General features: G+C 72.3%; 27 protein-coding genes, 1 pseudogene and 1 riboswitch. Of the genes and pseudogenes, 26 read left to right on the top strand and 2 right to left on the bottom strand.

All coding sequences use genetic code 11. The features are described 5' to 3' along the window. The first annotated feature begins 128 nt into the window (after positions 1-128). The 16 genes from rpsP (at position 129) to AB0Q96_RS34160 (ending at position 12,337) form a co-directional block, all read left to right on the top strand. On the top strand, positions 129-575 hold the full coding sequence (gene rpsP, locus AB0Q96_RS34235) for a 30S ribosomal protein S16 (protein ID WP_361177624.1): 447 nt from the start codon (positions 129-131) through the stop codon (positions 573-575). A gap of 2 nt (positions 576-577) precedes the next feature. Further along, positions 578-817 (top strand): RNA-binding protein, encoded by a 240-nt coding sequence (locus AB0Q96_RS34230; RefSeq protein WP_005311361.1) that lies wholly within the window; start codon positions 578-580, stop codon positions 815-817. An 89-nt stretch (positions 818-906) separates the two neighbouring features. After that, on the top strand, positions 907-1,527 hold the full coding sequence (rimM, locus tag AB0Q96_RS34225) for a ribosome maturation factor RimM (protein ID WP_365332396.1): 621 nt from the start codon (positions 907-909) through the stop codon (positions 1,525-1,527). Continuing rightward, positions 1,524-2,345, top strand: coding sequence for a tRNA (guanosine(37)-N1)-methyltransferase TrmD (gene trmD, locus AB0Q96_RS34220; RefSeq protein WP_365332394.1), 822 nt, complete (start codon positions 1,524-1,526; stop codon positions 2,343-2,345). The genes rimM and trmD overlap by 4 nt, the downstream gene beginning before the upstream one ends. 128 nt (positions 2,346-2,473) lie before the next feature. Further along, entirely contained in the window at positions 2,474-2,824 is a 351-nt protein-coding gene (gene rplS, locus AB0Q96_RS34215; RefSeq protein ID WP_329424626.1) for a 50S ribosomal protein L19, read from the top strand. 39 nt (positions 2,825-2,863) lie between these two features. Continuing rightward, positions 2,864-3,685, top strand: coding sequence for a signal peptidase I (lepB, locus tag AB0Q96_RS34210; protein ID WP_365332392.1), 822 nt, complete (start codon positions 2,864-2,866; stop codon positions 3,683-3,685). Beyond that, a complete protein-coding gene (lepB, locus tag AB0Q96_RS34205) occupies positions 3,678-4,805 on the top strand; it encodes a signal peptidase I (RefSeq protein ID WP_365332390.1) in 1,128 nt (375 codons plus the stop codon). Before lepB (AB0Q96_RS34210) ends, lepB (AB0Q96_RS34205) begins: the two co-directional genes overlap by 8 nt. Next, entirely contained in the window at positions 4,720-5,682 is a 963-nt protein-coding gene (lepB, locus tag AB0Q96_RS34200) for a signal peptidase I (RefSeq protein ID WP_365332445.1), read from the top strand. Before lepB (AB0Q96_RS34205) ends, lepB (AB0Q96_RS34200) begins: the two co-directional genes overlap by 86 nt. 65 nt (positions 5,683-5,747) lie before the next feature. Next, positions 5,748-6,500, top strand: coding sequence for a signal peptidase I (lepB, locus tag AB0Q96_RS34195; RefSeq protein WP_365332388.1), 753 nt, complete (start codon positions 5,748-5,750; stop codon positions 6,498-6,500). Further along, complete coding sequence (locus AB0Q96_RS34190) at positions 6,497-6,991, top strand: NUDIX hydrolase (protein ID WP_365332386.1); 495 nt, start codon at positions 6,497-6,499, stop codon at positions 6,989-6,991. The genes lepB (AB0Q96_RS34195) and AB0Q96_RS34190 overlap by 4 nt, the downstream gene beginning before the upstream one ends. A 55-nt stretch (positions 6,992-7,046) precedes the next feature. Beyond that, positions 7,047-7,355, top strand: a complete 309-nt coding sequence (locus tag AB0Q96_RS34185; protein ID WP_005311352.1) for a DUF2469 domain-containing protein — start codon at positions 7,047-7,049, stop codon at positions 7,353-7,355. A gap of 131 nt (positions 7,356-7,486) precedes the next feature. Beyond that, positions 7,487-7,852 (top strand): YraN family protein, encoded by a 366-nt coding sequence (locus AB0Q96_RS34180; RefSeq protein WP_365332384.1) that lies wholly within the window; start codon positions 7,487-7,489, stop codon positions 7,850-7,852. Continuing rightward, complete coding sequence (locus AB0Q96_RS34175) at positions 7,852-9,465, top strand: YifB family Mg chelatase-like AAA ATPase (RefSeq protein ID WP_365332382.1); 1,614 nt, start codon at positions 7,852-7,854, stop codon at positions 9,463-9,465. The genes AB0Q96_RS34180 and AB0Q96_RS34175 overlap by 1 nt, the downstream gene beginning before the upstream one ends. Next, positions 9,462-10,625 carry a DNA-processing protein DprA gene (gene dprA / locus AB0Q96_RS34170; protein ID WP_365332380.1) on the top strand — a complete coding sequence of 388 codons (1,164 nt, stop codon included), beginning with the start codon at positions 9,462-9,464 and terminating at the stop codon, positions 10,623-10,625. Before AB0Q96_RS34175 ends, dprA begins: the two co-directional genes overlap by 4 nt. 257 nt (positions 10,626-10,882) lie before the next feature. Then, positions 10,883-11,719 carry an RNA polymerase sigma factor WhiG gene (gene whiG, locus AB0Q96_RS34165; protein WP_365332378.1) on the top strand — a complete coding sequence of 279 codons (837 nt, stop codon included), beginning with the start codon at positions 10,883-10,885 and terminating at the stop codon, positions 11,717-11,719. 57 nt (positions 11,720-11,776) lie between these two features. Further along, the gene (locus AB0Q96_RS34160; protein ID WP_365332444.1) at positions 11,777-12,337 is read left to right on the top strand and encodes a helix-turn-helix domain-containing protein; all 561 of its coding nucleotides are present in this window, start codon (positions 11,777-11,779) and stop codon (positions 12,335-12,337) included. Positions 12,338-12,513: 176 nt separating this feature from the next. Here AB0Q96_RS34160 and AB0Q96_RS34155 read toward each other — a convergent pair. After that, a pseudogene (locus AB0Q96_RS34155) lies at positions 12,514-12,867 on the bottom strand (M23 family metallopeptidase); the annotation flags it as partial. Positions 12,868-13,119: 252 nt separating this feature from the next. On the opposite strand from AB0Q96_RS34155, the gene rpsB reads away from it, so the two are divergent. The 10 genes from rpsB to AB0Q96_RS34105 all read left to right on the top strand — a co-directional run bounded on the left by rpsB (position 13,120) and on the right by AB0Q96_RS34105 (position 24,673). Continuing rightward, positions 13,120-14,055, top strand: a complete 936-nt coding sequence (gene rpsB / locus AB0Q96_RS34150) for a 30S ribosomal protein S2 (protein ID WP_365332376.1) — start codon at positions 13,120-13,122, stop codon at positions 14,053-14,055. A gap of 111 nt (positions 14,056-14,166) precedes the next feature. Further along, a complete protein-coding gene (tsf, locus tag AB0Q96_RS34145; protein WP_361177603.1) occupies positions 14,167-15,003 on the top strand; it encodes a translation elongation factor Ts in 837 nt (278 codons plus the stop codon). 157 nt (positions 15,004-15,160) lie between these two features. Continuing rightward, a complete protein-coding gene (gene pyrH / locus AB0Q96_RS34140; RefSeq protein WP_365332374.1) occupies positions 15,161-15,928 on the top strand; it encodes a UMP kinase in 768 nt (255 codons plus the stop codon). Between the two features lie 94 nt (positions 15,929-16,022). Next, positions 16,023-16,580, top strand: coding sequence for a ribosome recycling factor (frr, locus tag AB0Q96_RS34135; protein ID WP_329424646.1), 558 nt, complete (start codon positions 16,023-16,025; stop codon positions 16,578-16,580). Further along, a complete protein-coding gene (locus AB0Q96_RS34130; protein ID WP_365332371.1) occupies positions 16,580-17,692 on the top strand; it encodes a phosphatidate cytidylyltransferase in 1,113 nt (370 codons plus the stop codon). The genes frr and AB0Q96_RS34130 overlap by 1 nt, the downstream gene beginning before the upstream one ends. 133 nt (positions 17,693-17,825) lie before the next feature. Beyond that, entirely contained in the window at positions 17,826-19,442 is a 1,617-nt protein-coding gene (locus AB0Q96_RS34125) for an MFS transporter (RefSeq protein WP_365332369.1), read from the top strand. Positions 19,443-19,541: 99 nt separating this feature from the next. Further along, complete coding sequence (rlmN, locus tag AB0Q96_RS34120; RefSeq protein ID WP_365332367.1) at positions 19,542-20,648, top strand: 23S rRNA (adenine(2503)-C(2))-methyltransferase RlmN; 1,107 nt, start codon at positions 19,542-19,544, stop codon at positions 20,646-20,648. Between the two features lie 29 nt (positions 20,649-20,677). After that, positions 20,678-20,788, top strand: a riboswitch (TPP riboswitch). 83 nt (positions 20,789-20,871) lie between these two features. Then, positions 20,872-21,963, top strand: a complete 1,092-nt coding sequence (locus AB0Q96_RS34115; protein ID WP_365332365.1) for a thiamine ABC transporter substrate-binding protein — start codon at positions 20,872-20,874, stop codon at positions 21,961-21,963. Positions 21,964-22,004: 41 nt separating this feature from the next. Next, positions 22,005-23,654, top strand: a complete 1,650-nt coding sequence (locus tag AB0Q96_RS34110; protein ID WP_365332442.1) for an iron ABC transporter permease — start codon at positions 22,005-22,007, stop codon at positions 23,652-23,654. Continuing rightward, on the top strand, positions 23,654-24,673 hold the full coding sequence (locus AB0Q96_RS34105) for an ABC transporter ATP-binding protein (RefSeq protein ID WP_365332363.1): 1,020 nt from the start codon (positions 23,654-23,656) through the stop codon (positions 24,671-24,673). The genes AB0Q96_RS34110 and AB0Q96_RS34105 overlap by 1 nt, the downstream gene beginning before the upstream one ends. A 16-nt stretch (positions 24,674-24,689) precedes the next feature. Here the strand turns inward: AB0Q96_RS34105 and AB0Q96_RS34100 are convergent, their stop codons facing one another. Next, positions 24,690-25,658, bottom strand: coding sequence for a hypothetical protein (locus AB0Q96_RS34100; protein ID WP_365332361.1), 969 nt, complete (start codon positions 25,656-25,658; stop codon positions 24,690-24,692). Positions 25,659-25,705 lie beyond the last annotated feature (47 nt).

Below are 25,705 nucleotides of genomic sequence, written 5' to 3'. Positions count from 1 at the left end.
GTACTCGACAGTCGCACAGGACCCCTCTCTCCTCCGGCTGACGCGTCCTCCGGGCCCCTCGGGTTCCGCAACCCCACGTGGCATCCCGTTGGTGCCCAACCACGTCAAGACCAGGAGACACCACTCCAGTGGCAGTCAAGATCAAGCTCAAGCGCCTCGGCAAGATCCGCCAGCCCCACTACCGCATCGTCGTCGCCGACTCGCGCACCCGCCGCGACGGTCGCGCGATCGAGGAGATCGGCCTCTACCACCCGACGTACAACCCGTCGCGTATCGAGGTCGACTCCGAGCGTGCGCAGTACTGGCTGTCCGTCGGCGCCCAGCCGACCGAGCCGGTTCTCGCCATCCTGAAGCTCACCGGTGACTGGCAGAAGGCGAAGGGCCTCCCGGCCCCGGAGAAGCCGCTGCTCGCCCCGGCGACCAAGGAAGCCAAGCGCGCCACGTTCGACGAGTTCGCCAAGGCGCTCGAGGGCGGCGACGCCAAGGGCGAGGCCATCACCCCGAAGGCCAAGAAGGCCGACAAGAAGGCGGACGAGGCCGAGGCCGAGTCCACCACTGAGTCGACCGAGGCCTGAGCATGCTCGAGGAGGCTCTCGAGCACCTCGTGAAGGGCATCGTCGACAACCCCGACGATGTGCAGGTCGCCTCGCGCAACCTGCGTCGCGGCCGTGTGCTTGAGGTCCGGGTGCACCCCGACGACCTCGGCAAGGTGATCGGCCGCAACGGCCGCACCGCACGTGCGCTGCGTACCGTCGTGGGCGCCATCGGCGGCCGTGGCATCCGCGTCGACCTCGTCGACGTGGATCAGGTGCGCTGAAAAGAGAACACCGGCACGGGCCGGGGAGGGCCTAGCGCCCACCCCGGCCCGTTGTCGTACCCACGGGAAAGACAGGAGAGAGTGGAGAAGTGCAGCTGGTAGTCGCGCGGATCGGCCGCGCCCACGGCATCAAGGGCGAGGTCACCGTCGAAGTGCGGACCGACGAGCCCGAGCTCAGGCTCGGCCCCGGAGCAGTCCTGCTCACCGACCCGGCCTCCACCGGGCCGCTCACCATCGAGACCGGCCGGGTGCACAGCGGCCGCCTCCTGCTGCGCTTCGAGGGCGTCAAGGACCGCACCGCGGCCGAGGCCCTGCGCAACACGGTCCTCATCGCCGAGATCGACCCCGAGGAGCTGCCGGAGGAGGAGGACGAGTACTACGACCACCAGCTCATGGACCTCGACGTGGTCCTCGCCGACGGCACCGAGATCGGCGTCATCTCCGAGATCTCCCACCTGCCGTCCCAGGACCTCTTCATCGTGGAGCGCCCCGACGGCAGCGAGGTGATGATCCCCTTCGTCTCGGAGATCGTCACCGAGATCGACCTGGAGAACCAGCGGGCCGTGATCGTCCCGCCGCCCGGCCTGATCGACGACCGCGCCGAGATCGCCTCCGCCCGCGAGGACGAGTCCGCCGACGCCTCCGAGTCCGCTGACGCCTCCGACGCCTCCGAGTCCTCCGAGGGTGACGAGTCCGGGGACCGCGCATGAGGCTCGACGTCGTCACGATCTTCCCCGAGTACCTCGAACCGCTGAACGTGTCGCTGGTCGGCAAGGCCCGCGCCCGCGGCCAGCTCGACGTCCACGTCCACCACCTGCGCGACTGGACGTACGACCGGCACAACACCGTCGACGACACCCCGTACGGCGGCGGCCCCGGCATGGTCATGAAGACCGACCCCTGGGGCGACGCGCTCGACCAGACCCTCGCCGACGGGTTCGAGGCCGGCGCCCACGGCCCGGTCCTCGTCGTCCCCACCCCCAGCGGCCGGCCCTTCACCCAGGAGCTCGCCGTCGAGCTCTCCGAGCGGCCCTGGCTGGTCTTCACGCCCGCCCGCTACGAGGGCATCGACCGCCGGGTCATCGACGAGTACGCCACCCGGATGCCGGTCTACGAGGTGTCCATCGGCGACTACGTGCTGGCCGGCGGCGAGGCCGCCGTCCTGGTCGTCACCGAGGCCGTCGCCCGGCTGCTGCCCGGTGTCCTCGGCAACGCCGAGTCGCACCGGGACGACTCCTTCGCCCCCGGCGCCATGGCCAACCTCCTGGAGGGGCCCGTCTACACCAAGCCCCCCGAGTGGCGCGGCCGCGGCATCCCCGACGTGCTGCTCAGCGGGCACCACGGGAAGATCGCGCGCTGGCGGCGCGACGAGGCGTTCCGCCGCACCGCGGCCAACCGGCCGGACCTGATCGAGCGCTGCGACCCCGCCGCGTTCGACAAGAAGGACCGGGAGATCCTCTCCATGATGGGCTGGGCCCCCGAGCCCGGCGGCCGATTTTGGCGCAGGCCCGACGGCGTGGAAGAATAGGCCGCTGTCGTACGTCCGGCGCGCGCCCCTGCCACAGGGGGACGACGCCCGCCAGAGACGCACGGCGATCACCGACCATTCGTACGTACCGCTGATGACCTGTGGCATCAGCGAGGAAAGAGACCTCCATGGCCTCCCTGCTCGACCAGGTCAACGCCGGTTCGCTCCGCGCCGACGTCCCGGCCTTCCGTCCCGGTGACACCGTGAACGTCCACGTTCGCGTCATCGAGGGCAACCGCTCCCGTATCCAGCAGTTCAAGGGCGTCGTCATCCGCCGCCAGGGCTCCGGCGTCTCCGAGACCTTCACCGTTCGCAAGGTCTCCTTCTCCGTCGGCGTCGAGCGCACCTTCCCGGTGAACTCCCCGATCTTCGAGAAGATCGAGGTCGTGACCCGCGGTGACGTCCGTCGCGCCAAGCTCTACTACCTCCGTGAGCTGCGCGGCAAGGCCGCGAAGATCAAGGAGAAGCGCGACCGCTGACCCTCGGTCCACAGGGTGGCGGGATAAACTCTGCCCCCGATGGACACCGAAGCACAGCACACGGAGCGCGATCGCTCCTCCGACGAGGAGGAGCGGTCGCGCTCCGCGCGCATGTCCGGGGCCTTCGCCGCCGCCGGACCGCTCACCTGGCGCCGCACCGGCATGATCGGTGTGGCCTGCATGGTCTTCCTGCTGCTGTTCAGCCACTTCGTGCTCCAGCCCTTCCTGGTGCCCAGCGGCTCCATGGAACCCACCCTCCGGGTCGGCGACCGGATCCTCGTCAACAAGCTGGCGTACCGGTTCGGCGACGAGCCGCGCCGGGGTGACGTCGTCGTCTTCGACGGCACCGGCTCCTTCGTCCGGCAGGCGCCGGGCGGCAACCCGGTCACCGGCGCCCTGCACGACGCGGCCGCCGCCCTCGGCCTCGCCGAGCCCGACGAGACCGACTTCGTGAAGCGGGTCGTCGGCACCGGCGGCGACCGGGTGGTCTGCTGCGACAAGGACGGCCGGATCAGCGTCAACGGCGCCCCCGTCCAGGAGCGGTACGTGATGCTGGGCGACCAGCCGTCCAAGGTGCCGTTCGACATCGTGGTGCCGCCCGGCACCCTGTGGGTCATGGGCGACCACCGCAGCCAGTCCAGCGACTCCCGCGACCACCTCGGGCAGCCCGGCGGCGGCATGGTCCCGGTCGACAAGGTCATCGGGCGCGCCGACTGGATCGGCTGGCCCTTCGGCCGCTGGTCCACCGTCCAGGGGACGGACGCCTTCGCCGCCGTGCCCGACTGGACCGGCGGCGGACACGCCGGGAGCGCCCCGGGCCGCGCGGCCCCGCCGGGCGACGCCGGACGCGGCCATGGGTAGGCGGGGCCGGACGCCCGACGGGCGCCACGGCGCCGCCGCGGACACGGGCAGCGATACGGGCCCCGGCCCCGGCCCCGGCACCGCCGCCGACACCGGCCACGGGCCGGAGGACGACGGCCGCGACGGGCGCGCGCTGCCGGGGCGGGCCGAGCGGCGCAGACTGGCCCGCAAGGTGCAACGGCGCCGCCGGCGCTCCGCGATCAAGGAGATCCCGCTCCTCGTCACCGTGGCCGTCCTGATCGCCCTGGTCCTCAAGACCTTCCTCGTACAGGCCTTCGTGATCCCGTCCGGCTCGATGGAGCAGACGATCCGGATCGACGACCGGGTGCTGGTCGACAAGATGACGCCCTGGTTCGGCTCCCGGCCGCAGCGCGGGGACGTCGTCGTCTTCAAGGACCCGGGCGGCTGGCTCCAGCACGAGACCGCCGCGCCGGCCGACGACCCGGTGGGCGTCAAGCAGGTCAAGCAGGCGCTGACCTTCATCGGACTGCTGCCCTCGGCCGACGATCAGGACCTCATCAAGCGCGTGGTGGCGGTCGGCGGGGACACCGTGAAGTGCTGCGGCGAGGACGGGCGGATCACCGTCAACGGCGTACCGTTGGACGAACCGTACCTGCACCCGGGGAACGCACCTTCGAAGATCCCCTTCGAGGTGAAGGTCCCGCAGGGAAGGATCTTCGTCATGGGCGACCACCGGGCGAACTCCGCCGACTCGCGCTACCACCTGGACGAGAAGGACCACGGCACCGTCTCCGAGGACCAGGTCGTGGGCCGGGCCGTCGTCATCGCCTGGCCCGTGGGCCACTGGCGGCGGCTCGAGGAACGATCGGCCTTCGCCTCCGTCCCGTCACCCGAAGACGGCGCGGTGGACGGGGCCGAAGCGCGGGGTGTGTCGCATAGTGTGTCCCAGCGCAATCTGAACGGATTGCCCGGGCTCCCGACCCCTGCGGAACTCCCGCTCGTTATGGGAGTGGTGGGCCTGTCCCTGTTCCGGGACAGGCGATTGCACGGATTGAGGAGTGGATGTGGGGGATTTGGCGGTCGGCGCACGATCCGGACACGACGAGCCCGAGAAGAGGCCCGATCGGCCCGCGCAACAGGCGGCGGCCATGACGGATGACTCCACGGGCCGTCCGAACGGTGACGCGGGCTCCGACCAGGGCCCGGACCAGGACGCCACCCCGTCCGGCGACACCGGCGACGGCGGCGCGGACACCGGCCGCGGCGCCAAGGGCCCGAAGAAGCCGCGCTCCTTCTGGAAGGAGCTGCCGCTGCTGATCGGCATCGCGCTGATCCTCGCGCTGCTGATCAAGACCTTCCTGGTGCAGGCGTTCTCGATTCCCTCGGACTCGATGATGAACACCCTCCAGCGCGGTGACCGGGTGCTCGTCGACAAGCTCACCCCGTGGTTCGGCTCCGAGCCCGAGCGCGGCGAGGTCGTCGTCTTCCACGACCCGGGCGGCTGGCTGGAGGAGGGCAAGACGCCCGAGCCCAACATCGTGCAGAAGGCCCTCAGCTTCATCGGCCTCATGCCGTCCGCCGAGGAGAAGGACCTGATCAAGCGGGTCATCGCGGTCGGCGGCGACACCGTCTCCTGCAAGGAGGGCGGCAAGGTCACGGTCAACGGCAAGGAGCTCGACGAGACCGCGTACCTGTACCCGGGCTCCGTGCCCTGCGAGCCCGTCTTCGGCCCGATCAAGGTCCCCGAGGGCCGCATCTGGGTCATGGGCGACAACCGGCAGAACTCCCTGGACTCCCGCTACCACCAGGAGCTCGCCGGCGGCGGCACCGTCTCCAACGACGAGGTCGTCGGCCGCGCCGTCGTCATCGCCTGGCCGGTGACCCGCTGGGCCACCCTGCCGGTCCCGGCCACCTTCGACCAGCCCGGCCTCAGCCAGGCGCTGGCCGTCGCCCCGGGCGCGGCGGGCGTCGCCGGTGCGCTTCCGCTGGTGCTGTGGCGCCGGAAGAAGCTGGCCGCACGCCATACCGCCGAGTAGTAACCCGCGGGTAGGGTGCCCTCCCGGACCGTCGCACGGACGGTCCGCGGACCCCTGAGGTGCCCATGAGCGTCAATCCGCGTACCAAGGACGGCCGCGGTCGTCTCGGCAGCGTGCTGTCGGGACTGGCCGTGGCCGTCGGCTGTGTGCTCTTCCTCGGCGGCTTCGCGCTCGGGGCCGTGCTGTACCAGCCGTACACGGTGCCCAGCGACTCCATGACCCCCACCCTCGCGGTCGGCTCCAAGGTGCTCGCCGAACGCATCGACGGCGCGGACGTCCGGCGCGGCGACGTCGTCGTCTTCGCCGACCCGCTCTGGGGCAACGTGACCATGGTCAAGCGGGTCGTGGGCGTCGGCGGCGACACCGTCGCCTGCTGCGGCACCGACGGGCGGCTCCTGATCAACGGCAAGCCGGTCGACGAACCGTATCTGCCGAAGGGCCAGCCTGGCTCGAACTACGTCTTCTCGACCACCCTCCCGGCCGGGAAGCTGTTCCTCCTCGGCGACGAGCGGCGCAACTCGGTCGACTCCCGCGCCCACCTCCAGGACGCCGCCCACGGCGCCGTGCCGGCCTCCTCCGTCGTCGGCCGCGTCGACGCCGTCGCCTGGCCCTCCCCGACCGTCCTCGAACGGCCCGCGAGCTTCAAGGCGCTGCCCGGCGGGATCTCCGCCCCCGGGCCCGTCGCGCCGCTCTTCTACGCGATCGTCGCCGGGTGTGTACTGATCCTGGCCGGGGCCGCCCACGGACCGCTCTCCCGGCTCGGCGCCCGCCGGCAGGCGCCGGCGGCCGGGAACACCAGGGACAGGGTGAGCGCGTGACGGAGGCGACCGAGAACCGGCGGGTGGCCCGGGTCGTCCTGCTCGACCCCGACGACCGCATCCTCCTCCTGCACGGCTTCGAACCCGACGACCCCGACCGGACCTGGTGGTTCACGCCCGGCGGCGGACTGGAGGGCGACGAGAGCCGGGAGGAGGCCGCACTGCGCGAGCTCGCCGAGGAGACCGGCATCACCGAGGTCGAACTCGGCCCCGTGCTGTGGCGGCGCTCCTGCTCCTTCCCGTTCGACGGGCGCCGCTGGAACCAGGACGAGTGGTACTTCCTCGCCCGTACCACCCGGACGGACACCGCCCCCGCGGGCCTCACCGAACTGGAGGCCCGCAGCATCGCCGGCCTGAGGTGGTGGACTTCCGCCGAACTGTCGGCGGCCCGTGAGACGGTGTACCCCGACAGACTCGCCGAGTTGCTGCGCACGCTGCTCGATGAAGGACCTCCCAGCGCGCCGCTCGTGCTCGCCCCGGAAATCGTTTAGGGGCCCGTGCGACTGGCGCACAATAGGGGGACGCACGGCTGAAGGGGAACATGCCATGAGCGCCGAGGACCTCGAGAAGTACGAGACCGAGATGGAGCTGAAGCTCTACCGGGAGTACCGCGATGTCGTCGGGCTGTTCAAATACGTGATCGAGACCGAGCGGCGCTTCTACCTCACCAACGACTACGAGATGCAGGTGCACTCGGTCCAGGGCGAGGTCTTCTTCGAGGTCTCGATGGCCGACGCCTGGGTCTGGGACATGTACCGGCCCGCCAGGTTCGTCAAGCAGGTCCGCGTCCTGACCTTCAAGGACGTGAACATCGAGGAGCTCAACAAGAGCGACCTGGAGCTTCCCGGCAGCTGACCGGCGCCCGACCCGCGACCGGCCGGTCCACCCGCACGGGTGAGCGGGTTTTCCACAGCGCCCCCTCCGTCCACAGCCCCGCACGCGGGCCCGCCCACCTCCGTCACAGTCGGTGACGGAGGTGGTACCGAATGAACGCGACCCGAGCCCTCGGGCGGTACGGAGAAGAGCTCGCCGCCCGCCGGCTGACCGCGGCCGGCCTGCACGTCCTCGCCAGGAACTGGCGGTGCGGCCGCACCGGAGAGATCGACATCGTCGCCCGCCACGGCGACACCCTCGTCGTCTGCGAGGTCAAGACCCGGCGCGAGGGGGCCTTCGAGCACCCGATGGCAGCCGTCACCCCGCGCAAGGCCGAGCGCCTGCGGCGCCTCGCCGCCTGCTGGCTCGACCGGCACGGCGGCCCACCCGCCGGGGGAGGCGTCCGCATCGACCTCGTCGGTGTCCTGCTGCCCCGCCGCGGCGCACCCGTCCTCACCCACGCCCAGGGGGTGGCGTGATGGGATTCGCCCGCACCTGCTCCGTCGCCCTGGTCGGCGTCGAAGGCGTCGTCGTCGAGGTCCAGGCCGACCTCGAAGCCGGCGTCGCCGCCTTCACCCTCGTCGGCCTCCCCGACAAGAGCCTCACCGAGAGCCGCGACCGGGTCCGCGCCGCGATCGTCAACTCCCAGGCCGAATGGCCCCAGAAGAAGCTCACCGTCGGCCTCAGCCCCGCCTCCGTGCCCAAGGGGGGCTCGGGATTCGACCTCGCCGTGGCGGCCGCCGTGCTCGGCGCCGCCGAGCGCATCGACCCGCGCAGCATCGCCGACCTCGTCCTCATCGGCGAACTCGGACTCGACGGGCGCGTCCGGCCCGTCCGCGGCGTCCTGCCCGCCGTGCTCGCCGCCGCCGACGCCGGATACCGGCAGGTCGTCGTCCCCGAACAGACCGCGGGCGAGGCCGCGCTCGTGCCCGGCGTCTCCGTCCTCGGCGTCCGCAGCCTGCGCCAGCTCATCGCCGTCCTCTCCGACGAACCCCTCCCCGACGAAGAGCCCCTGGAGGCGGGCCGCCCCGACCCCATGCTCGCCGGACTCCTCGTCCCCGGCGCCGGCGTCGGCACCGGACTCTCCGCCGACCCCGCCGACGGACCCGACCTCGCCGACGTCGCCGGACAGCACACCGCCCGCCGGGCCCTGGAGATCGCCGCCGCCGGCGGCCACCACCTGCTGCTCTCCGGACCGCCCGGCGCGGGCAAGACCATGCTCGCCGAGCGGCTCCCCGGCATCCTGCCGCCGCTCACCCGCCACGAATCCCTCGAAGTCACCGCCGTCCACTCGGTCGCCGGGATCCTCCCGCCCGGCGAACCCCTCGTCCACCGCCCGCCCTACTGCGCACCCCACCACTCCGCGACCATGCAGTCCCTCGTCGGCGGCGGCAACGGACTGCCCCGCCCCGGCGCGGTCTCCCTCGCCCACCGGGGCGTGCTCTTCCTCGACGAGGCGCCCGAGTTCTCCACGAAGTCCCTCGACGCCCTGCGCCAGCCCCTCGAGTCCGGCCATGTCGTCATCGCCCGGGCCGCCGGCGTCGTCCGCCTCCCCGCCCGCTTCCTCCTCGCCCTCGCGGCCAACCCCTGCCCCTGCGGCCGCCACACCCTCCACGGCGCCGGCTGCGAATGCCCCGCCTCCCTCATCCGCCGCTACCAGGCCCGGCTCTCCGGACCCCTGCTCGACCGCGTCGACCTGCGCGTCGAGGTCGAGCCCGTCACCCGCTCCGACCTCCTCGGCCAGGGCGGCCGGGGCGAGCCGAGCCGCACCGTCGCCGACCGCGTCCGCGAGGCCAGGGCCCGCGCCGCCGCCCGCCTCGACGGCACCCCCTGGACCGTCAACAGCGAGGTCCCCGGCCACGAGCTGCGCACCCGGTACGTCACCGAACCCGGCGCCCTCGCCGCCGCCGAACGCGACATCGAACGGGGCCTGCTCACCGCCCGCGGCCTCGACCGGGTCCTCCGGGTGGCCTGGACCGTCGCCGACCTCGCGGGCCACGCCCGCCCCGGCGCCGACGACCTCGCGCTCGCCCTCGAACTGCGCACCGGGATCGCCCGGGGCGTCCCCGTCGGCGCGGGGGAGCGGCGATGACCGCCCGGGAGCCGGACCGCCTCGCCCGCGCCGCCCTCACCCACGTCGTCGAACCGGGCGACGAGCACGCGGGCCGCGCCCTGCGCCGCCACGGGGCCACCGGCCTGCTGCGGCTGCTCCGGGAGGACCGCGAGCCGGGCCCCGACGCCTTCCCCGGGACCGGGGCCCGGCGCGTCGACGGCTGGCGGCGCCGGGCCCGCACCGCCGCACCCGAGCGGGACCTCGACCTCCTCGCCCGGCTCGGCGGACGCTTCCTGGTCCCCGGCGACCCCGAGTGGCCGCGCCAGCTCGACGACCTGGCGGACGCCCGCCCCGTCGGCCTCTGGACGCGCGGGCCGGCCGACCTGCGCGGCTGGGCCCTGCGCTCGGTCGCCGTCGTCGGCGCCCGCGCCTGCACCCCCTACGGGGCCCACACCGCCGCCACCCTCGCCGCCGGGCTCGCCGAGCGCGGCTGGGTCGTCACCTCCGGAGCGGCCTTCGGCGTCGACGGCGCCGCCCACCGGGGCGCCCTCGGCTCCGGCGGCGCCACCGTCGCCGTCCTGGCCTGCGGGGTCGACGTGCCCTACCCGCCCGGCCACGCCGGCCTCATCCGCCGCATCGCCGAACAGGGTCTGGTCGTCGGCGAACTCCCGCCCGGCGCCCACCCGACCCGCAGCCGGTTCGTGCTGCGCAACCGCGTCATCGCCGCCCTCACCCGCGGCACGGTGGTCGTCGAGGCCGAGTACCGCAGCGGCTCCCTGGTCACCGCCCGCGCCGCGGCCCGGCTCGGGCGGTACGTCATGGGCGTCCCAGGCCCCGTCACCAGCGGACTCTCCGCGGGGGTCCACGAACTCCTGCGCGGCGAGGCCACCCTCGTCACCGACGCCGCCGAGGTCGTCGAACTGGTCGGCGCCATCGGACAGCTCGCCCCGACGCGCCGAGGCCCCGTGCTGCCGCGCGACCTGCTCGCCCCCGACACCGCCCGGGTCCTCGAAGCGCTGCCCGGGCGAAGTCCCGCCCCGCTGGCCGAGATCGCCGCACGCGCCGGCGGGCACCCCGACCACACCCTCGCCAAGCTGTACGAACTCCACTCCCTGGGGTTCGTCGAACGACGCCGGGACGACTGGCAGTTGACGAACACGAGGACAGAAGCCTCGAACACCCGGCATGGCGGTACTTGACCTGGAGCATTCGGGTGAAAGGGTGACGGGGATGAGCAATCGAGTTCTCTCGGGCACACCCGAGGGGCCGACGCGCGCCTCGGCCCCCGTTCGAAGGTGTGGCCGACGGTGCCCACCCGGAGCGGCGCGATCCCCCGATGTTCGCGCACCGCGACAGCCCACTCACGCTACGCTCACAAGAATCCCCCGCCCGACCGACGGACCTCCTCCTTCACACTCGACTTCACACCCGACAGCAGAACGGCTCAAGGCGACGCATGCCCCAGCACACCTCCGGGTCTGACCGCGCTGCGGTGCCCCCAGCAGCCCGGGGCACCGTGCGACCGCCCGCACCGACCTCGCTCGACGAGCTGTGGCGCTCGTACAAGGACAGCGGCGACGAGCGGCTGCGGGAGCAGCTGATCCTGCACTACTCGCCCCTCGTGAAGTACGTCGCCGGACGCGTCAGCGTCGGCCTGCCCTCCAACGTCGAGCAGGCCGACTTCGTCTCCTCCGGGGTCTTCGGGCTCATCGACGCGATCGAGAAGTTCGACGTCGAGCGGGCCATCAAGTTCGAGACCTACGCCATCACGCGCATCCGCGGCGCGATGATCGACGAACTCCGGGCCCTGGACTGGATCCCCCGCTCCGTGCGTCAGAAGGCCCGCAACGTCGAACGGGCCTACGCCACCCTGGAGGCGCAGCTGCGGCGCACCCCGTCCGAGCCCGAGGTCGCGGCGGAGATGGGCGTCACCCTGGAGGAACTGCACTCCGTCTTCAGCCAGTTGTCCCTGGCCAACGTGGTCGCCCTGGAGGAGCTGCTGCACGTCGGCGGCGAGGGCGGTGACCGGCTCTCCCTCATGGACACCCTCGAGGACACCGCCGCCGACAACCCCGTCGAGGTCGCCGAGGGCCGTGAGCTGCGCCGACTCCTCGCGCGGGCGATCAACACCCTCCCCGAGCGGGAGAAGACCGTCGTCACGCTCTACTACTACGAGGGCCTCACCCTCGCCGAGATCGGGCACGTCCTCGGCGTCACCGAGAGCCGGGTCAGTCAGATCCACACCAAGTCCGTCCTCCAGCTGCGCGCCAAGCTGGCCGACGTAGGGCGCTGACCGGGCGGCCCGGTCCCGCCGTAGAGTGGGTCCGTGCCAAGGATTCGAGCGGCCTCGGTGGCCGAGCACCGGACGATGCAGCGAGGCGCCCTGCTGGACGCCGCGCGATCCCTGCTGTCCGAAGGCGGGACGGAGGCATTGACCTTCCCCGCCCTCGCCGAGCGCACGGGCCTGGCCCGCTCCTCGGTCTACGAGTACTTCCGCTCCCGCGGGGCGGTGGTCGAGGAGCTGTGCGCCGTCGACTTCCCGGTCTGGGCCGCCGAGGTCGAGGCCGCCATGGCCGCGGCCCCGACCGCCGAGGGCAAGGTCGAGGCCTATGTGCGCACCCAGCTGGAGCTCGTCGGAGACCGGCGCCACCGCGCGGTCGTCGCGATCTCCGCGAGCGAGCTGGACGACGGCGCCCGCGAGAAGATCCGTGCCGCGCACGGCGGCCTGGTCACCATGATCGTCGACGCCCTCGGCGCCCTGGGCCGCCCTCAGCCCCGCCTGGAGGCGATGCTCCTCCAGGGCGTGGTGGACGCGGCGGTGCGCCGTATCGAGCTGGGCGCGGCCGAGGACCCGGCGGTCATCGCCGAGGCGGCGGTCTCGATGGCCCTCGGCGGAGTCCGCGGCGTCTGACCCCGGGGCGTCGGCCCGGCGGCCGACAGGGTCACAGGCAGGGGCGTGGGCACCGACGGGACCATCGGTCCGGTCGTCGGCAGGAGCCGGGGCCGGCCGCCGCGCAGCAGTGCCAGCGGGTCCAGATAGCGGCTGCCGCGCAGCAGGCCCCAGTGCAGGCAGGACCGTGGGCAGTGCCCGCCCGCGGCGACCCGGGCCACCACCTCGCCCGGGCGGACGGCGGTACCGGCCTCGACGAGGGGCTCCACCGGCCCGTACGTCGTCCGCAGGGGCGGCAGGCCGGTGCCCGTGAGGATGAGGGTGAGGACGCCCCGGCCGCCGACCGGGCCCGCGAAGGCGACCGTGCCCGCGGCGGGGGCCGCCACCGGGGTGCCCGGCGGGGCCGCGAGATCGACGCCGCGGTGACCGGCCGCGTACGGACCGGGCGGCGGCTCGAAGCCGCGCAGGACCTCGGGGCGGGGCGGCCCGACCGGCCAGACGGCCGTGAGCAGGGACAACAAGGGCAGCAGGAGCAGCGTGACAGGGCGCATGGCAGCAGGCTGCCCGGCCCGTCGCCGCCCGCACCGGGACGGCCCGGATCTGTGGACGACCGGGCGGTTGTGGACAGCGCCGTCACCCGCCGCCTCCGGGGTCCCGTACACTTTCCATGGCGACTCGGGTCACCGGGTCGACTTCGCACGCCCCGCCATCGGTCTCCGTGACGGATGGCAGCGCCTTTCGGTCCCTCGTGGCACGGCGCGCCGGGGCGTCAGGAACACAACCGAGAAACCAAGGAGATGGCCATGGCCGTCGTCACGATGCGGGAGCTGCTGGAGAGCGGCGTCCACTTCGGTCACCAGACCCGTCGCTGGAACCCGAAGATGAAGCGCTTCATCTTCACCGAGCGCAACGGCATCTACATCATCGACCTGCTCCAGTCGCTGTCGTACATCGACCGCGCCTTCGAGTTCGTCAAGGAGACCGTCGCGCACGGCGGCTCCATCATGTTCGTGGGTACGAAGAAGCAGGCGCAGGAGGCCATCGCCGAGCAGGCGACGCGCGTCGGCATGCCGTACGTCAACCAGCGCTGGCTGGGTGGCATGCTCACCAACTTCTCCACCGTCTACAAGCGTCTGCAGCGCCTCAAGGAGCTCGAGCAGATCGACTTCGAGGACGTGGCCGCCTCCGGTCTCACCAAGAAGGAGCTCCTGGTCCTCTCCCGCGAGAAGGCCAAGCTGGAGAAGACCCTCGGTGGTATCCGCGAGATGCAGAAGGTGCCGAGCGCCGTCTGGATCGTCGACACCAAGAAGGAGCACATCGCCGTCGGTGAGGCGCGCAAGCTCCACATCCCGGTCGTCGCGATCCTCGACACCAACTGCGACCCCGACGAGGTCGACTACAAGATCCCGGGCAACGACGACGCGATCCGCTCCGTCACCCTGCTCACCCGCGTGATCGCCGACGCCGTCGCCGAGGGCCTCATCGCCCGCTCCGGCGCCGCGACCGGCGACTCGAAGCCGGGCGAGAAGGCCGCCGGCGAGCCCCTCGCCGAGTGGGAGCGCGACCTGCTGACGGGTGAGAAGAAGGCCGACGAGGCCGAGGTCCAGACCTCCGCCGAGACCGAGAAGGTCGCGGACGCCGAGGCTGCCGACGCCGCCGCCGAGGTCGTCGCCGAGGCTCCGGCCGCGGACGCCGAGGCTGTCGTCGAGGCTCCGGCCGCCGACGCCGAGCAGGCCTGACCCTTCAGGACCCTGAGGTCCTTCGGGTGAAGACGGCGGGGGCCCACGAAGCCCCCGCCGTCCCCCCGTGGACCCGCCCGATCTTTCAGACTTCGAGAGAGAAACAGACTCATGGCGAACTACACCGCCGCTGACGTCAAGAAGCTCCGCGAGCTCACCGGCGCCGGCATGATGGACTGCAAGAAGGCCCTGGACGAGGCCGACGGCGATGTCGACAAGGCCGTAGAGGCCCTGCGCATCAAGGGCCAGAAGGGTGTCGCCAAGCGTGAGGGCCGCTCCGCCGAGAACGGCGCCGTGGTCTCCCTCATCGCGGACGACAACACCGCCGGCACGATCGTCGAGCTGAAGTGCGAGACGGACTTCGTCGCCAAGGGTGACAAGTTCCTCGCCGTCGCCAACGCGCTGGCCGCGCACGTCGCCGCCACCGCCCCGGCCGACATCGAGGCGCTGCTCGCCTCCGAGATCGAGCCCGGCAAGACCGTCCAGGCTTTCGTGGACGAGGCCAACGCCAACCTCGGCGAGAAGATCGTCCTCGACCGCTTCGCGCAGTTCGCCGACGGTTACGTCTCCGCGTACATGCACCGCACCATGCCCGACCTGCCCCCGCAGATCGGTGTCCTGGTCGAGCTGGACAAGGAGAACGCCGAGGTCGCGAAGGGTGTCGCGCAGCACATCGCCGCGTTCGCCCCGAAGTACCTGACCAAGGACGAGATCCCGGCCGACGTCGTCGAGTCCGAGCGTCGCATCGCCGAGGAGACCACCCGCGCCGAGGGCAAGCCCGAGGCCGCGATCGCCAAGATCGTCGAGGGTCGTCTCAACGGCTTCTTCAAGGACGCGACGCTGCTCGGCCAGCCGTACGCCCTTGACAACAAGAAGTCCGTCCAGAAGGTCCTGGACGAGGCCGGTGTCACCCTGAAGCGCTTCGCCCGCATCAAGGTCGGCATCTGAGTCCGTCAGCAACGGACACCGGACCCCGGTAGGGTCTGAGGCAGCCGCCCGCGTTCGCGTCGGACGGCCGCAGATCTGACGAGGAGGCCATTGCCGTACGGGAAGCCGCAAGGACCCCAGGCAATGGCCTTCTTCGTATGTGCACGAGGAGACCTCCATGAATCAGGGCGCCGCCGCACAGGGCGACGACAACAACGGCAAGAAGACCGGCCGCTACATGCTGAAGCTGTCCGGAGAAGCCTTCTCCGGCGGTACCGGCCTGGGGGTCGACCCGGACGTCGTGCACGCCATCGCGCGTGAGATCGCCGCCGTGGTCCGCGACGGCGCGGAGATCGCGATCGTGATCGGCGGAGGAAACTTCTTCCGTGGCGCCGAGCTCCAGCAGCGCGGCATGGACCGGGCCCGCTCGGACTACATGGGCATGCTCGGCACCGTGATGAACTGCCTCGCCCTCCAGGACTTCCTGGAGAAGGAGGGCATCGACTCCCGCGTCCAGACCGCCATCACCATGGGCCAGGTCGCGGAGCCGTACATCCCGCTGCGCGCCGTGCGCCACCTGGAGAAGGGCCGCGTCGTCATCTTCGGCGCCGGCATGGGCATGCCGTACTTCTCCACCGACACCACCGCCGCGCAGCGCGCGCTGGAGATCGACGCCGAGGCCCTGCTGATGGGCAAGAACGGTGTCGACGGGGTCTACGACTCCGACCCGAAGGCCAACCCCGACGCGGTCAAGTTCGACGCGCTGGAGTACGGCGAGGTGCTCTCCCGCGACCTCAAGGTCGCCGACGCCACCGCCATCACGCTGTGCCGGGACAACAACCTCCCGATCCTCGTCTTCGAACTCCGCGCCGAGGGCAATATCGCGCGCGCGGTCAAGGGTGAGAAGATCGGCACTCTCGTGAGCGACCAGGGCACCCGGGCCTGACCCGAACCGGGAACCGCCCCGCGAGGGGATGGACAGAGCCCTGCCGGTCGTACCACCGTGCAGGACACAACGCGACGACACGCAGGAGCAAGTGGTGATCGAAGAGACCCTCCTCGAGGCCGAGGAGAAGATGGAGAAGGCGGTCGTGGTCGCCAAGGAGGACTTCGCCGCGATCCGCACCGGCCGTGCGCACCCGGCGATGTTCAACAAGATCGTGGCCGACTACTACGGCGCCATCACGCCCATCAACCAGCTGGCGTCGTTCTCGGTGCCGGAGCCGCGCATGGCCGTGGTGACCCCGTTCGACAAGAGCGCGCTGCGCAACATCGAGCAGGCCATCCGCGACTCGGACCTGGGCGTCAACCCCAGCAACGACGGCAACATCATCCGTGTGACGTTCCCCGAGCTGACGGAGGAGCGCCGCCGCGAGTACGTCAAGGTCGCGAAGACCAAGGCCGAGGACTCGAAGGTCTCCATCCGCTCCGTGCGCCGCAAGGCCAAGGACGCCCTCGACAAGCTGGTCAAGGACAAGGAGGCCGGCGAGGACGAGGTGCGCCGCGCCGAGAAGGAGCTCGACGACACCACCGCGAAGTACGTCGCGCAGGTGGACGAGCTGCTGAAGCACAAGGAAGCCGAGCTCCTCGAGGTCTGATGAACGACTCTTCCTGGGGGGCCCCGGCCGGAACCGGCTTCGGGGGACCCGACCAGGGGCCTGCCCCGGCGGGTCCCGCCTACGAAGGGCGGCGGGCGGCGCAGACTCGGCCCATGCCCATCGTGTCCGACGACGTTCCCGCCGGCGACAACCAGGACGATCACGACCGGGGGGCCGCCCAGCAGGGCGGTCCCCTGTTCCATGACGAGACGCCGCACGAGCACCCGCAGGAGCCCATGTCCAGCCCGTCCCAGCCCACCCCCGCGCCTTCGCCCCGGCAGCAGCCGCGGCAGAAGAAGAGCGCGGGCCGTGACCTGGGCGCGGCCATAGGGGTCGGCCTCGGCCTCGGCGCCGTCATCGTCGCGTCGCTGTTCATCTGGAAGCCGGCCTTCGTCGGCGTGATAACGGTCGCCGTGGTGGTCGGACTGTGGGAGCTCACCTCCCGCCTTCAGGAGCGCAAGGGCATCAAGGCCCCGCTGGTCCCGCTCGCGATCGGCGGCGCCGCCATGGTCGTCGCCGGGTACGTGCGGGGTGCGGAGGGCGCCTGGGTCGCCATGGCCCTGACCGCGCTCGCCGTCCTGGTGTGGCGCATGACGGAACCGCCCGAGGGCTATCTGAAGGACGTAACGGCGGGCGTCTTCGCCGCGTTCTACGTGCCGTTCCTCGCCACCTTCGTGGCGATGCTGCTGACCGCCGACGACGGCCCGCAGCGGGTGCTGACCTTCCTGATCCTCACGGTGGTCAGCGACACCGGCGCGTACGCGGTCGGCTGGCGCTTCGGCAAGCACAAGCTGGCCCCGCGCATCAGCCCCGGCAAGACCCGCGAGGGCCTGCTCGGCGCGGTGGCCTTCGCGATGGCGGCCGGCGCGCTGTGCATGCAGTTCATGATCGACGACGGCACCTGGTGGCAGGGCCTGCTCCTCGGCCTCGCGGTCGCGGCCAGCGCGACCCTGGGCGACCTGGGCGAGTCGATGATCAAGCGCGACCTCGGCATCAAGGACATGGGCACCTTGCTGCCCGGCCACGGCGGCATCATGGACCGGCTGGACTCCCTGCTGCCGACGGCGCCGGTGGTCTGGCTGCTGCTGGTGCTGTTCGTCGGCAGCGGCTGACGGCCGCAGCCCCCGCGCTCCTCGTACGAAGGGCCCGCCGCCTCCTGGGCAGCGGGCCCTTCGGCGTCCGCCGTCCGGGTGAGCTCGGCGCGGCTCGCCGGTCCGGCGCGGGCCCTGCGGGGAGGATCCCGCCATGACACCGAAGGCTCGCTCGGCCGGGAAGCCCCCGGGGTCCCTGACCGTCCTCCTGACCCTCGCGTCCGGACAGTTCCTGATGGCGCTCGACAGCTCCGTCATGAACGTGTCCATCGCGACCGTGGCCGCCGACGTCGACACCACGGTGACCGGCATCCAGGGCGCCATCACCGCGTACACGCTGGTCATGGCGATGTTCATGATCCCCGGCGGCAAGGTGGGGGCGCTGATCGGCCGCAAGAGGGCCTTCATGATCGGCTGCTGCATCTACGGCGTCGGCTCGCTCACCACCGCCCTCGCGCCGAACCTGACGGTGCTGCTGATCGGCTGGTCCTTCCTCGAAGGCATCGGAGCGGCGCTCATCATGCCCGCGATCGTGGCCCTGGTGGCCGGGAACTTCCCCACCGAACGGCGCCCCTTCGCGTACGGCATCGTGGCGGCGGCCGGTGCCGTCGCCATCGCCCTCGGCCCGCTCATCGGCGGCGTCGCCACGACCTACTTCTCCTGGCGCTGGGTCTTCGCCGGCGAGGTGCTCCTGGTCCTCGTCATCCTCGTGTTCGCCCGCTCCATCGCCGACGCCGTGTCCGAGGAGCGCCCGCGCATCGACCTCGTCGGCGCCCTGCTGTCCGCCGCCGGGCTCGGGATCTTCGTGTACGGCGTGCTGCGCTCCGACGAATGGGGCTGGGTCCGCCCCAAGACCGGCGCACCCGCCTGGCTCGGCGTGTCCATGGTCGTGTGGACGGGACTGGCGGGACTGCTCCTGATCTGGCTCTTCCTGCGCTGGGAGGCCCGGCTGGTCAAGCGGGGCAGGGAACCCCTCATCGACCCGCACATGCTGCACAACCGGCAGCTCACCGGCGGCCTGACCATGTTCTTCTTCCAGTACCTCGTACAGATGGGCGTCTTCTTCGTCGTCCCGCTCTACCTGTCCGTCGCCCTCGGCCTGTCCGCGCTGGCCACCGGCGCGCGCATCCTGCCGCTGTCGCTGACCCTGCTGGCCGCCGCCCTCCTGATCCCGCGCTTCCTCCCGGACGTCTCGCCCCGCCGGGTGGTGCGCCTCGGGGTGCTCGCGCTGCTCGCCGGGGCGGTCGTCCTGATGGCGGCCCTCGACGCCGACGCGGGCGCGGAGATCGTCACCCTTCCGCTGCTGCTGATCGGCCTCGGCATGGGCGCGCTCGCCTCCCAGCTCGGCTCGGTCACCGTCTCCGCCGTCCCCGACCGGCAGAGCGCGGAGGTCGGCGGCATCCAGAACGCCGTCACCAACCTCGGCGCCTCCATCGGCACCGCCCTGGCCGGCTCCCTCATGATCGCGGCGCTCACCTCCTCCTTCCTGGCCAGCGTCGAGCAGAACCCGGCCATCCCCAGCGACGTCAAGAGCACCGCCTCCGTCCAACTGGAGAGCGGCGTCCCGTTCCTCTCCGACGCCCAGCTCACCACTGCCCTCGACGACGCCGGCGTCAGCCCCGAGGTCACCGACGCCGCCCTGGAGCTCAACGCCGCCGCCCGCCTCGACGGCCTCCGCGCCGCCCTCGCGATCCTCGCCGCGGCCTCCGCCGTCGCCCTCTTCTTCACCTCGGGCATCCCCCGGACCCAGCCGGGCGCACCCGCGCCGTGAGGGAGGGGTGACGCCCGGGACGCCCGGGGTCCGGCGGGCAACGGCCCGGAACGGCCGGGAACGGGCGCACCGGTCCGCGTCTGCGACACTGGTAGGACCATGCCCAAGCCCGGAGAACTCACTTTCGTCGCCCCGCGCGGAGCCAAGCAGCCCCCGCGGCACCTCGCCGACCTCACGCCCGCCGAGCGCAAGGAGGCGGTCGCCGCGATCGGCGAGAAGCCGTTTCGCGCCAAGCAGCTGTCCACGCACTACTTCGCGCGCTACGCGCACGACCCGGCGGAGTGGACCGACATCCCCGCCGCGTCGCGCGAGAAGCTGGCGGGGGAGCTGCTGCCCGATCTGATGTCGGTGGTGCGGCACATCTCGTGCGACGACGACACCACCCGTAAGACGCTGTGGCGGCTGCACGACGGCACGCTCGTCGAGTCGGTGCTCATGCGCTACCCGGACCGGGTGACCATGTGCATCTCCTCGCAGGCCGGCTGCGGGATGAACTGCCCGTTCTGCGCCACCGGCCAGGCGGGGCTCGACCGCAACCTGTCCACGGCCGAGATCGTGCACCAGATCGTCGACGGCATGCGCGCCCTGCGCGACGGCGAGGTCCCAGGCGGGCCGGCCCGGCTGTCCAACATCGTCTTCATGGGCATGGGCGAGCCGCTCGCCAACTACAAGCGGGTCGTCGGTGCCGTCCGCCGGCTCACCGACCCCGAGCCGGACGGCCTCGGCCTGTCCCAGCGCGGCATCACCGTCTCCACCGTCGGGCTCGTCCCGGCGATGCTGCGGTTCGCCGACGAGGGCTTCAAGTGCCGCCTCGCGGTCTCGCTGCACGCCCCCGACGACGAGCTGCGCGACACCCTGGTGCCCGTGAACACCCGGTGGAAGGTCCGCGAGGTCCTCGACGCCGCCTGGGAGTACGCGGAGAAGTCCGGGCGCCGCGTCTCCATCGAGTACGCCCTGATCCGGGACATCAACGACCAGGCCTGGCGCGGCGACCTCCTCGGCAAGCTGCTCAAGGGCAAGCGGGTGCACGTCAACCTGATCCCGCTGAACCCGACGCCCGGCTCGAAGTGGACCGCCTCCCGTCCCGAGGACGAGAAGGCGTTCGTCGAGGCCATCGCCCGCCACGGCGTGCCCGTCACCGTCCGCGACACCCGCGGTCAGGAGATCGACGGTGCCTGTGGACAGCTGGCCGCCGCCGAACGCTGACCTTGTACTCTGAGCTCGAACACATCTTCATATTCCGACAGGGGAGCGCCACAGCGCTGAGAGTGCGGTGACCGTCAGACCGCAGACCCTCTGAACCTCGCCCAGGTCATTCTGGGTAGGAAGTTCGGTCGTAACTCGAGCTGTTGCGCCCTGCCCGCGTCCGGTTTCCCCGGGCGCGGGCGGGGCCGCGTCTCTTCCTGGACACCCCCAGGAGGACCACCACGTGAACACCACGAAGGCCGCCGCCGTCGCGCTCGCCGCGGCGCTCGGCGTCACCACCCTCGCCGCCTGCGGCGGCGGGGACGGCGGCAAGGACAAGGCCACCGGCACGCCCGCGCCGAAGACCGTCACCCTCGTCAGCCACGACTCCTTCAACGCCTCCAAGGAGGTGCTGGCGGAGTTCACCCGGCAGACCGGTTTCACGGTCAAGGTCCTCAAGAGCGGCGACGCCGGCGAGGCCGTCAACAAGGAGATCCTGACCAAGGGCTCCCCCCAGGGCGACGTCTTCTTCGGCGTCGACAACACCCTGCTCTCCCGCGCCCTCGACAACGGCATCTTCACGTCGTACGAGGCGAAGGGCCTGAACCGGATCCCCGCCGCGCTCCAGCTCGACAAGGAGCACCGGGTCACCCCGATCGACTCCGGCGACATCTGCGTCAACTACGACAAGCAGTACTTCGCCGACAAGAAGCTGGCGCCGCCGCAGTCCTTCGACGACCTGGCCAAGCCTGCGTACAAGGACCTCCTCGTCGTCGAGAACCCCGAGCGCTCCTCCCCGGGCCTCGGCTTCCTCCTCGGCACCGCCGCGAAGTACGGCGACGGCGGCTGGCAGGACTACTGGAAGAAGCTCAAGGCCAACGGCGTGAAGACCGTCGACAGCTGGGAGCTCGCCTACAACCAGGAGTTCTCCGGCTCCGCCGGCGGCAAGAAGGCCAAGGGCGACCGTCCGCTCGTCGTCTCCTACGCCTCCAGCCCGCCGGTCGAGGTGCTCTACTCCGAGCCCCAGCCGAAGGTGGCGCCCACCGGTGTCTCCACCGGCACCTGCTTCCGGCAGACCGAGTTCGCGGGCCTGCTGAACGGGGCGAAGAACCCCGAGGGCGGCAAGGCGCTGATCGACTTCCTGATCTCCAAGAAGTTCCAGGACGACATGCCGCTCCAGATGTTCGTCAACCCCGTCACCGACGACGCAACCCTCCCCGAGCTGTTCACCAAGCACGGCGTGGTCGTCGACAAGCCGGAGACCATGGCGCCCGACAAGATCGCCGCCAACCGTGACCAGTGGATCCAGCAGTGGACCTCGCTCGTCGTGAAGTAGCCCGCCCGGGCCGTACGGGGAACGCGGCGCGGCTGGCCCTCATGGTGCTGCCCGTCGCGTTCTTCGCGGTCTTCTTCGCCTGGCCCGTCGTCTCGATCGTCGAGCGCGGGCTCAGGCCGGACGGGCACTGGGAGCTCGGCCGCTTCGCCCAGACGCTGAGCAGCCCGGAGATCCTCGACGTCCTGTGGTTCACGCTGTGGCAGGCGCTCGCCTCCACCGCGCTCACCCTGCTCGTCGCCCTGCCCGGCGCGTACGTCTTCGCCCGTTTCGACTTCCCCGGCAAGGGGCTGCTGCGGGCCGTCGTCACCGTGCCCTTCGTGCTGCCCACCGTCATGGTCGGCACCGCGTTCCTCGCCCTGCTGGGCCGCCGCGGACTGCTCGACGAGCTGTGGGGCGTCCGCCTCGACACCACCGTCTGGGCCATCCTCATCGCCCACGTCTTCTTCAACTACGCCGTCGTCGTCCGTACCGTCGGCGGTCTCTGGTCCCAGCTCGACCCCCGCCAGGAAGAGGCCGCCCGGGTGCTCGGCGCCTCCCGCTGGCGGGCCTGGCGCACGGTGACCCTGCCGGCCCTCGGGCCGTCCGTCGCCGCCGCCGCGCTCATGGTGTTCCTGTTCACCGCGAGCTCCTTCGGCATCGTGCAGATCCTCGGCGGCCCCGCGTACTCCACCCTGGAGACCGAGATCTACCGGCAGACCGCCGACCGGCTCCAGCTGTCCACGGCCGCGGTCCTCACCCTGGTGCAGTTCGTCGCCGTCGGCGCGGTCCTCGCCGTGCACGCCCGGATGGTGCGCCGCCGCGAGACCGCGCTGAGGCTGGTCCCGCCGGAACGGACCTCCGCCCGCCCGCGCGGCGCCGGGCAGTGGCTGCTGCTCGGCGCGGTCCTGCTCTCCATCGGCCTGCTGATCCTCGCGCCGCTCGGCGTCCTCGTGGAACGCTCCCTCGCCACCCCCACCGGCTACGGCCTCGACTACTACCGCGCGCTCCAGTCCGTCGACGAGAACGGCACCTTCCTCGTGCCGATGACCGACACCATCGTCAACTCGCTCCAGTACGCGCTCGCCTCCACCGCCATCGCCGTCGTCATCGGCGGCCTCGCCGCGGCGGCGCTGACCTTCCGCCGCTCCCGGCTCCGCCCGAGCGGGAGGACCCCCGTGGGCGAGCGCCTGGTCCGCGGCTTCGACGCGCTGCTCATGCTGCCGCTCGGGGTGTCCGCCGTCACCGTCGGCTTCGGCTTCCTCATCACCCTCGACGAGCCGCCGCTCGACCTGCGGGCCAGCTGGATCCTGGTGCCGCTCGCCCAGGCCCTGGTCGGCGTCCCCTTCGTCGTACGGACCATGCTGCCGGTGCTGCGCGCGGTCGACGAACGCCTCCGGGAGGCCGCCGCCGTGCTCGGGGCCTCGCCCTGGCGGGCCTGGCGCGAGGTCGACCTGCCCCTCGTACGGCGGGCGCTGCTCATCGCCGCCGGCTTCGCCTTCGCCGTCTCGCTCGGCGAGTTCGGCGCCACGGTCTTCATCGCCCGCCCCGACAACCCGACCCTGCCGGTGGCCGTGGCCCGGCTCCTGGGCCGGCCGGGCGAGCTCAACTACGGCCAGGCCATGGCCCTCTCGACGATCCTCATGGTGGTGTGCGCGGTGTCCCTGCTGCTCCTCGAACGGCTCCGCAACGACCGGACCTCGGGGGAGTTCTGATGCTGACGCTCCACGACGCGACCGTACGGTTCGGGGACCGCGCGGTGCTCGACGCGGTGGACCTGGAGGTCGCCGACCACGAGATCGTGTGCGTGCTCGGCCCCAGCGGCAGCGGCAAGTCCACCCTGCTGCGGGCCGTCGCCGGACTCCAGCCGCTCTCCGCCGGCCGGGTGCTGCTCGGCGGCACGGACCAGACCGGGGTGCCGGTGCACCGGCGCGGGGTCGGCCTCATGTTCCAGGACCACCAGCTGTTCCCGCAGCGGGACGTCGCCGGGAACGTGGCGTTCGGGCTGCGCATGCACGGGGTCGCCAAGGCCGAACAGGGCGCCCGGGTCGAGGAGTTGCTCGACCTCGTCGGCCTTCCCGGGGCCGGCCGCCGGGCCGTCTCCTCGCTCTCCGGCGGCGAACAGCAGCGCGTCGCCCTCGCCCGGGCGCTCGCGCCCCGCCCCCGGCTGCTCATGCTGGACGAACCCCTCGGCCAGCTCGACCGGGGCCTGCGCGAACGGCTCGTCGTCGAACTCCGCGGCCTCTTCGGACGGTTGGGCACCACGGTGCTCGCCGTCACCCACGACCAGGGCGAGGCCTTCGCGCTCGCCGACCGGGTCGTGGTCATGCGGGACGGCGGCATCGCCCAGACCGGCACGCCCCTGGAGGTCTGGGGGCGGCCCGCCTCCGCGTTCGTGGCCCGCTTCCTCGGCTTCGACAACGTGGTCGCGGCGACCGTCACCGGAGCCGCCGCCACCACCGTCTGGGGGAAGATCCCCGTCCCGGACGGCTCCCCCCAGGGCGAACGCCGCCTCCTCGTCCGCCCCGGCGGCGTCCGGCTCGTCGCCCCCGACGAGGGCCTCGCCTGCCGCGTCGCGTCCCGCACCTTCCGCGGCAACCACGTCGCCGTCCGCCTCCACCCCGCCGAAGGCCCGCCCCTGGAGGCGGAGTTCCCGCTGCGCGAGGCGCCGGACGAGGGGGCCGAGGTGGGCGCGGTGTTCCGGGCGGAGGACGTGGTGGTGCTCGACGCCTGACCCGCGCGCCGCCACGTCAGCAGCGCCCGCACGCCCTGCGGGTCGCCCGCTGGAAGACGCGGGTCGCCCGGCCGAGCGCCAGACCGAAGACGCAGAAGCCGCCGTAGGCGACGGCGACGACCCACGGGGCGTGATCGGCCATGCCGACCTCGATCACGCCGGTCCAGGCCAGGACGCCGAGCACCGCGAGGAAGACGCCGAACGGGGCCAGCGCGCCCGCCCCGGCCCACCCCAGGGCGAGCAGCGCCGGGCGGGGCAGCCGCCGCCCCCACGGCCGGGTCAGCGCCAGCGCCAGCAGCATCCCCACCACGGCGAGGACCGCCGTGACGTCGACCCCGTGGTCGTACAGCCACAGCCCCAGATCGCTCGTGTAGCGGGGATCCGCGCCCGGTCGGCCGCTGCCCGTGTACCCGGGCGTGAAGCCCAGCGCCCACGCCGTCTTCAGCGCGGCGTACGGCACGAGCGCGGCGACGGCCACCAGCCCCGCACGGCTCGCGTCGCCCGCCACGGCCGCGGCCCGTCCGCCGCAGTACGCGCAGCTGCCGAGCAGCGCGCGGCGCCGGGCCAGTGCCGCGCACCCCCACAGCACGGCGCCCAGGATCGCGAAGCCCTCGTTGGACCAGGCCGCCCAGTCCATCGGCTCCTGGTTGCGGGACAGGACGTACAGCAGGCGCACCGGGCTCAGCAGGAAGCCGAACCCCCAGGTCACGCACAGCCCGGCGACCGCCCAGGCCGCCAGGGTGAGCCCCCGGGCGCGCGGGGCGCGGAGCAGCGCGTACGCGAGGACGGCGGCCGCCCCGTACAGCCCGGCCGCGGCCGCCTCGAAGCCCGGCCCCGTGCCCTTGCCGAGCAGCGCGTAGCCGAAGGCCGGGCCGGTGGCGGCGGCGAGGGCCGCGCCCGCCGCGTACAGCACGGACCAGACGAGGGCGGCGCGCCCCGCCCAGGACGGCCATGCGGCCAGGAACCGAAGTCTCTTCGTGGTCATGCCACGAGCCTCGCGGCCGGACGCCCGCGGCACGTCCGCCCAGGGTC

Source organism: Streptomyces sp. NPDC093111 (assembly GCF_040683955.1).
Taxonomy (GTDB): domain Bacteria; phylum Actinomycetota; class Actinomycetes; order Streptomycetales; family Streptomycetaceae; genus Streptomyces.
This window is presented reverse-complemented; position numbering and strand designations above follow the sequence as displayed.

Excerpts from the sequence above, each read along its gene's own strand:
- lepB (WP_365332388.1), top strand. The coding sequence starts at position 5,748 with ATGAGCGTCAATCCGCGTACCAAGGACGGCCGCGGTCGTCTCGGCAGC.
- rplS (WP_329424626.1), top strand. The coding sequence starts at position 2,474 with ATGGCCTCCCTGCTCGACCAGGTCAACGCCGGTTCGCTCCGCGCCGAC.
- pyrH (WP_365332374.1), top strand. The coding sequence starts at position 15,161 with ATGAATCAGGGCGCCGCCGCACAGGGCGACGACAACAACGGCAAGAAG.
- rpsB (WP_365332376.1), top strand. The coding sequence starts at position 13,120 with ATGGCCGTCGTCACGATGCGGGAGCTGCTGGAGAGCGGCGTCCACTTC.
- dprA (WP_365332380.1), top strand. The coding sequence starts at position 9,462 with ATGACCGCCCGGGAGCCGGACCGCCTCGCCCGCGCCGCCCTCACCCAC.
- lepB (WP_365332392.1), top strand. The coding sequence starts at position 2,864 with ATGGACACCGAAGCACAGCACACGGAGCGCGATCGCTCCTCCGACGAG.
- AB0Q96_RS34100 (WP_365332361.1), bottom strand. The coding sequence starts at position 25,658 with ATGACCACGAAGAGACTTCGGTTCCTGGCCGCATGGCCGTCCTGGGCG.
- AB0Q96_RS34110 (WP_365332442.1), top strand. The coding sequence starts at position 22,005 with ATGGTGCTGCCCGTCGCGTTCTTCGCGGTCTTCTTCGCCTGGCCCGTC.
- AB0Q96_RS34125 (WP_365332369.1), top strand. The coding sequence starts at position 17,826 with ATGACACCGAAGGCTCGCTCGGCCGGGAAGCCCCCGGGGTCCCTGACC.
- tsf (WP_361177603.1), top strand. The coding sequence starts at position 14,167 with ATGGCGAACTACACCGCCGCTGACGTCAAGAAGCTCCGCGAGCTCACC.
- AB0Q96_RS34180 (WP_365332384.1), top strand. The coding sequence starts at position 7,487 with ATGAACGCGACCCGAGCCCTCGGGCGGTACGGAGAAGAGCTCGCCGCC.
- whiG (WP_365332378.1), top strand. The coding sequence starts at position 10,883 with ATGCCCCAGCACACCTCCGGGTCTGACCGCGCTGCGGTGCCCCCAGCA.
- AB0Q96_RS34130 (WP_365332371.1), top strand. The coding sequence starts at position 16,580 with ATGAACGACTCTTCCTGGGGGGCCCCGGCCGGAACCGGCTTCGGGGGA.
- AB0Q96_RS34175 (WP_365332382.1), top strand. The coding sequence starts at position 7,852 with ATGGGATTCGCCCGCACCTGCTCCGTCGCCCTGGTCGGCGTCGAAGGC.
- rlmN (WP_365332367.1), top strand. The coding sequence starts at position 19,542 with ATGCCCAAGCCCGGAGAACTCACTTTCGTCGCCCCGCGCGGAGCCAAG.
- trmD (WP_365332394.1), top strand. The coding sequence starts at position 1,524 with ATGAGGCTCGACGTCGTCACGATCTTCCCCGAGTACCTCGAACCGCTG.
- AB0Q96_RS34230 (WP_005311361.1), top strand. The coding sequence starts at position 578 with ATGCTCGAGGAGGCTCTCGAGCACCTCGTGAAGGGCATCGTCGACAAC.
- lepB (WP_365332390.1), top strand. The coding sequence starts at position 3,678 with ATGGGTAGGCGGGGCCGGACGCCCGACGGGCGCCACGGCGCCGCCGCG.
- AB0Q96_RS34105 (WP_365332363.1), top strand. The coding sequence starts at position 23,654 with ATGCTGACGCTCCACGACGCGACCGTACGGTTCGGGGACCGCGCGGTG.
- AB0Q96_RS34185 (WP_005311352.1), top strand. The coding sequence starts at position 7,047 with ATGAGCGCCGAGGACCTCGAGAAGTACGAGACCGAGATGGAGCTGAAG.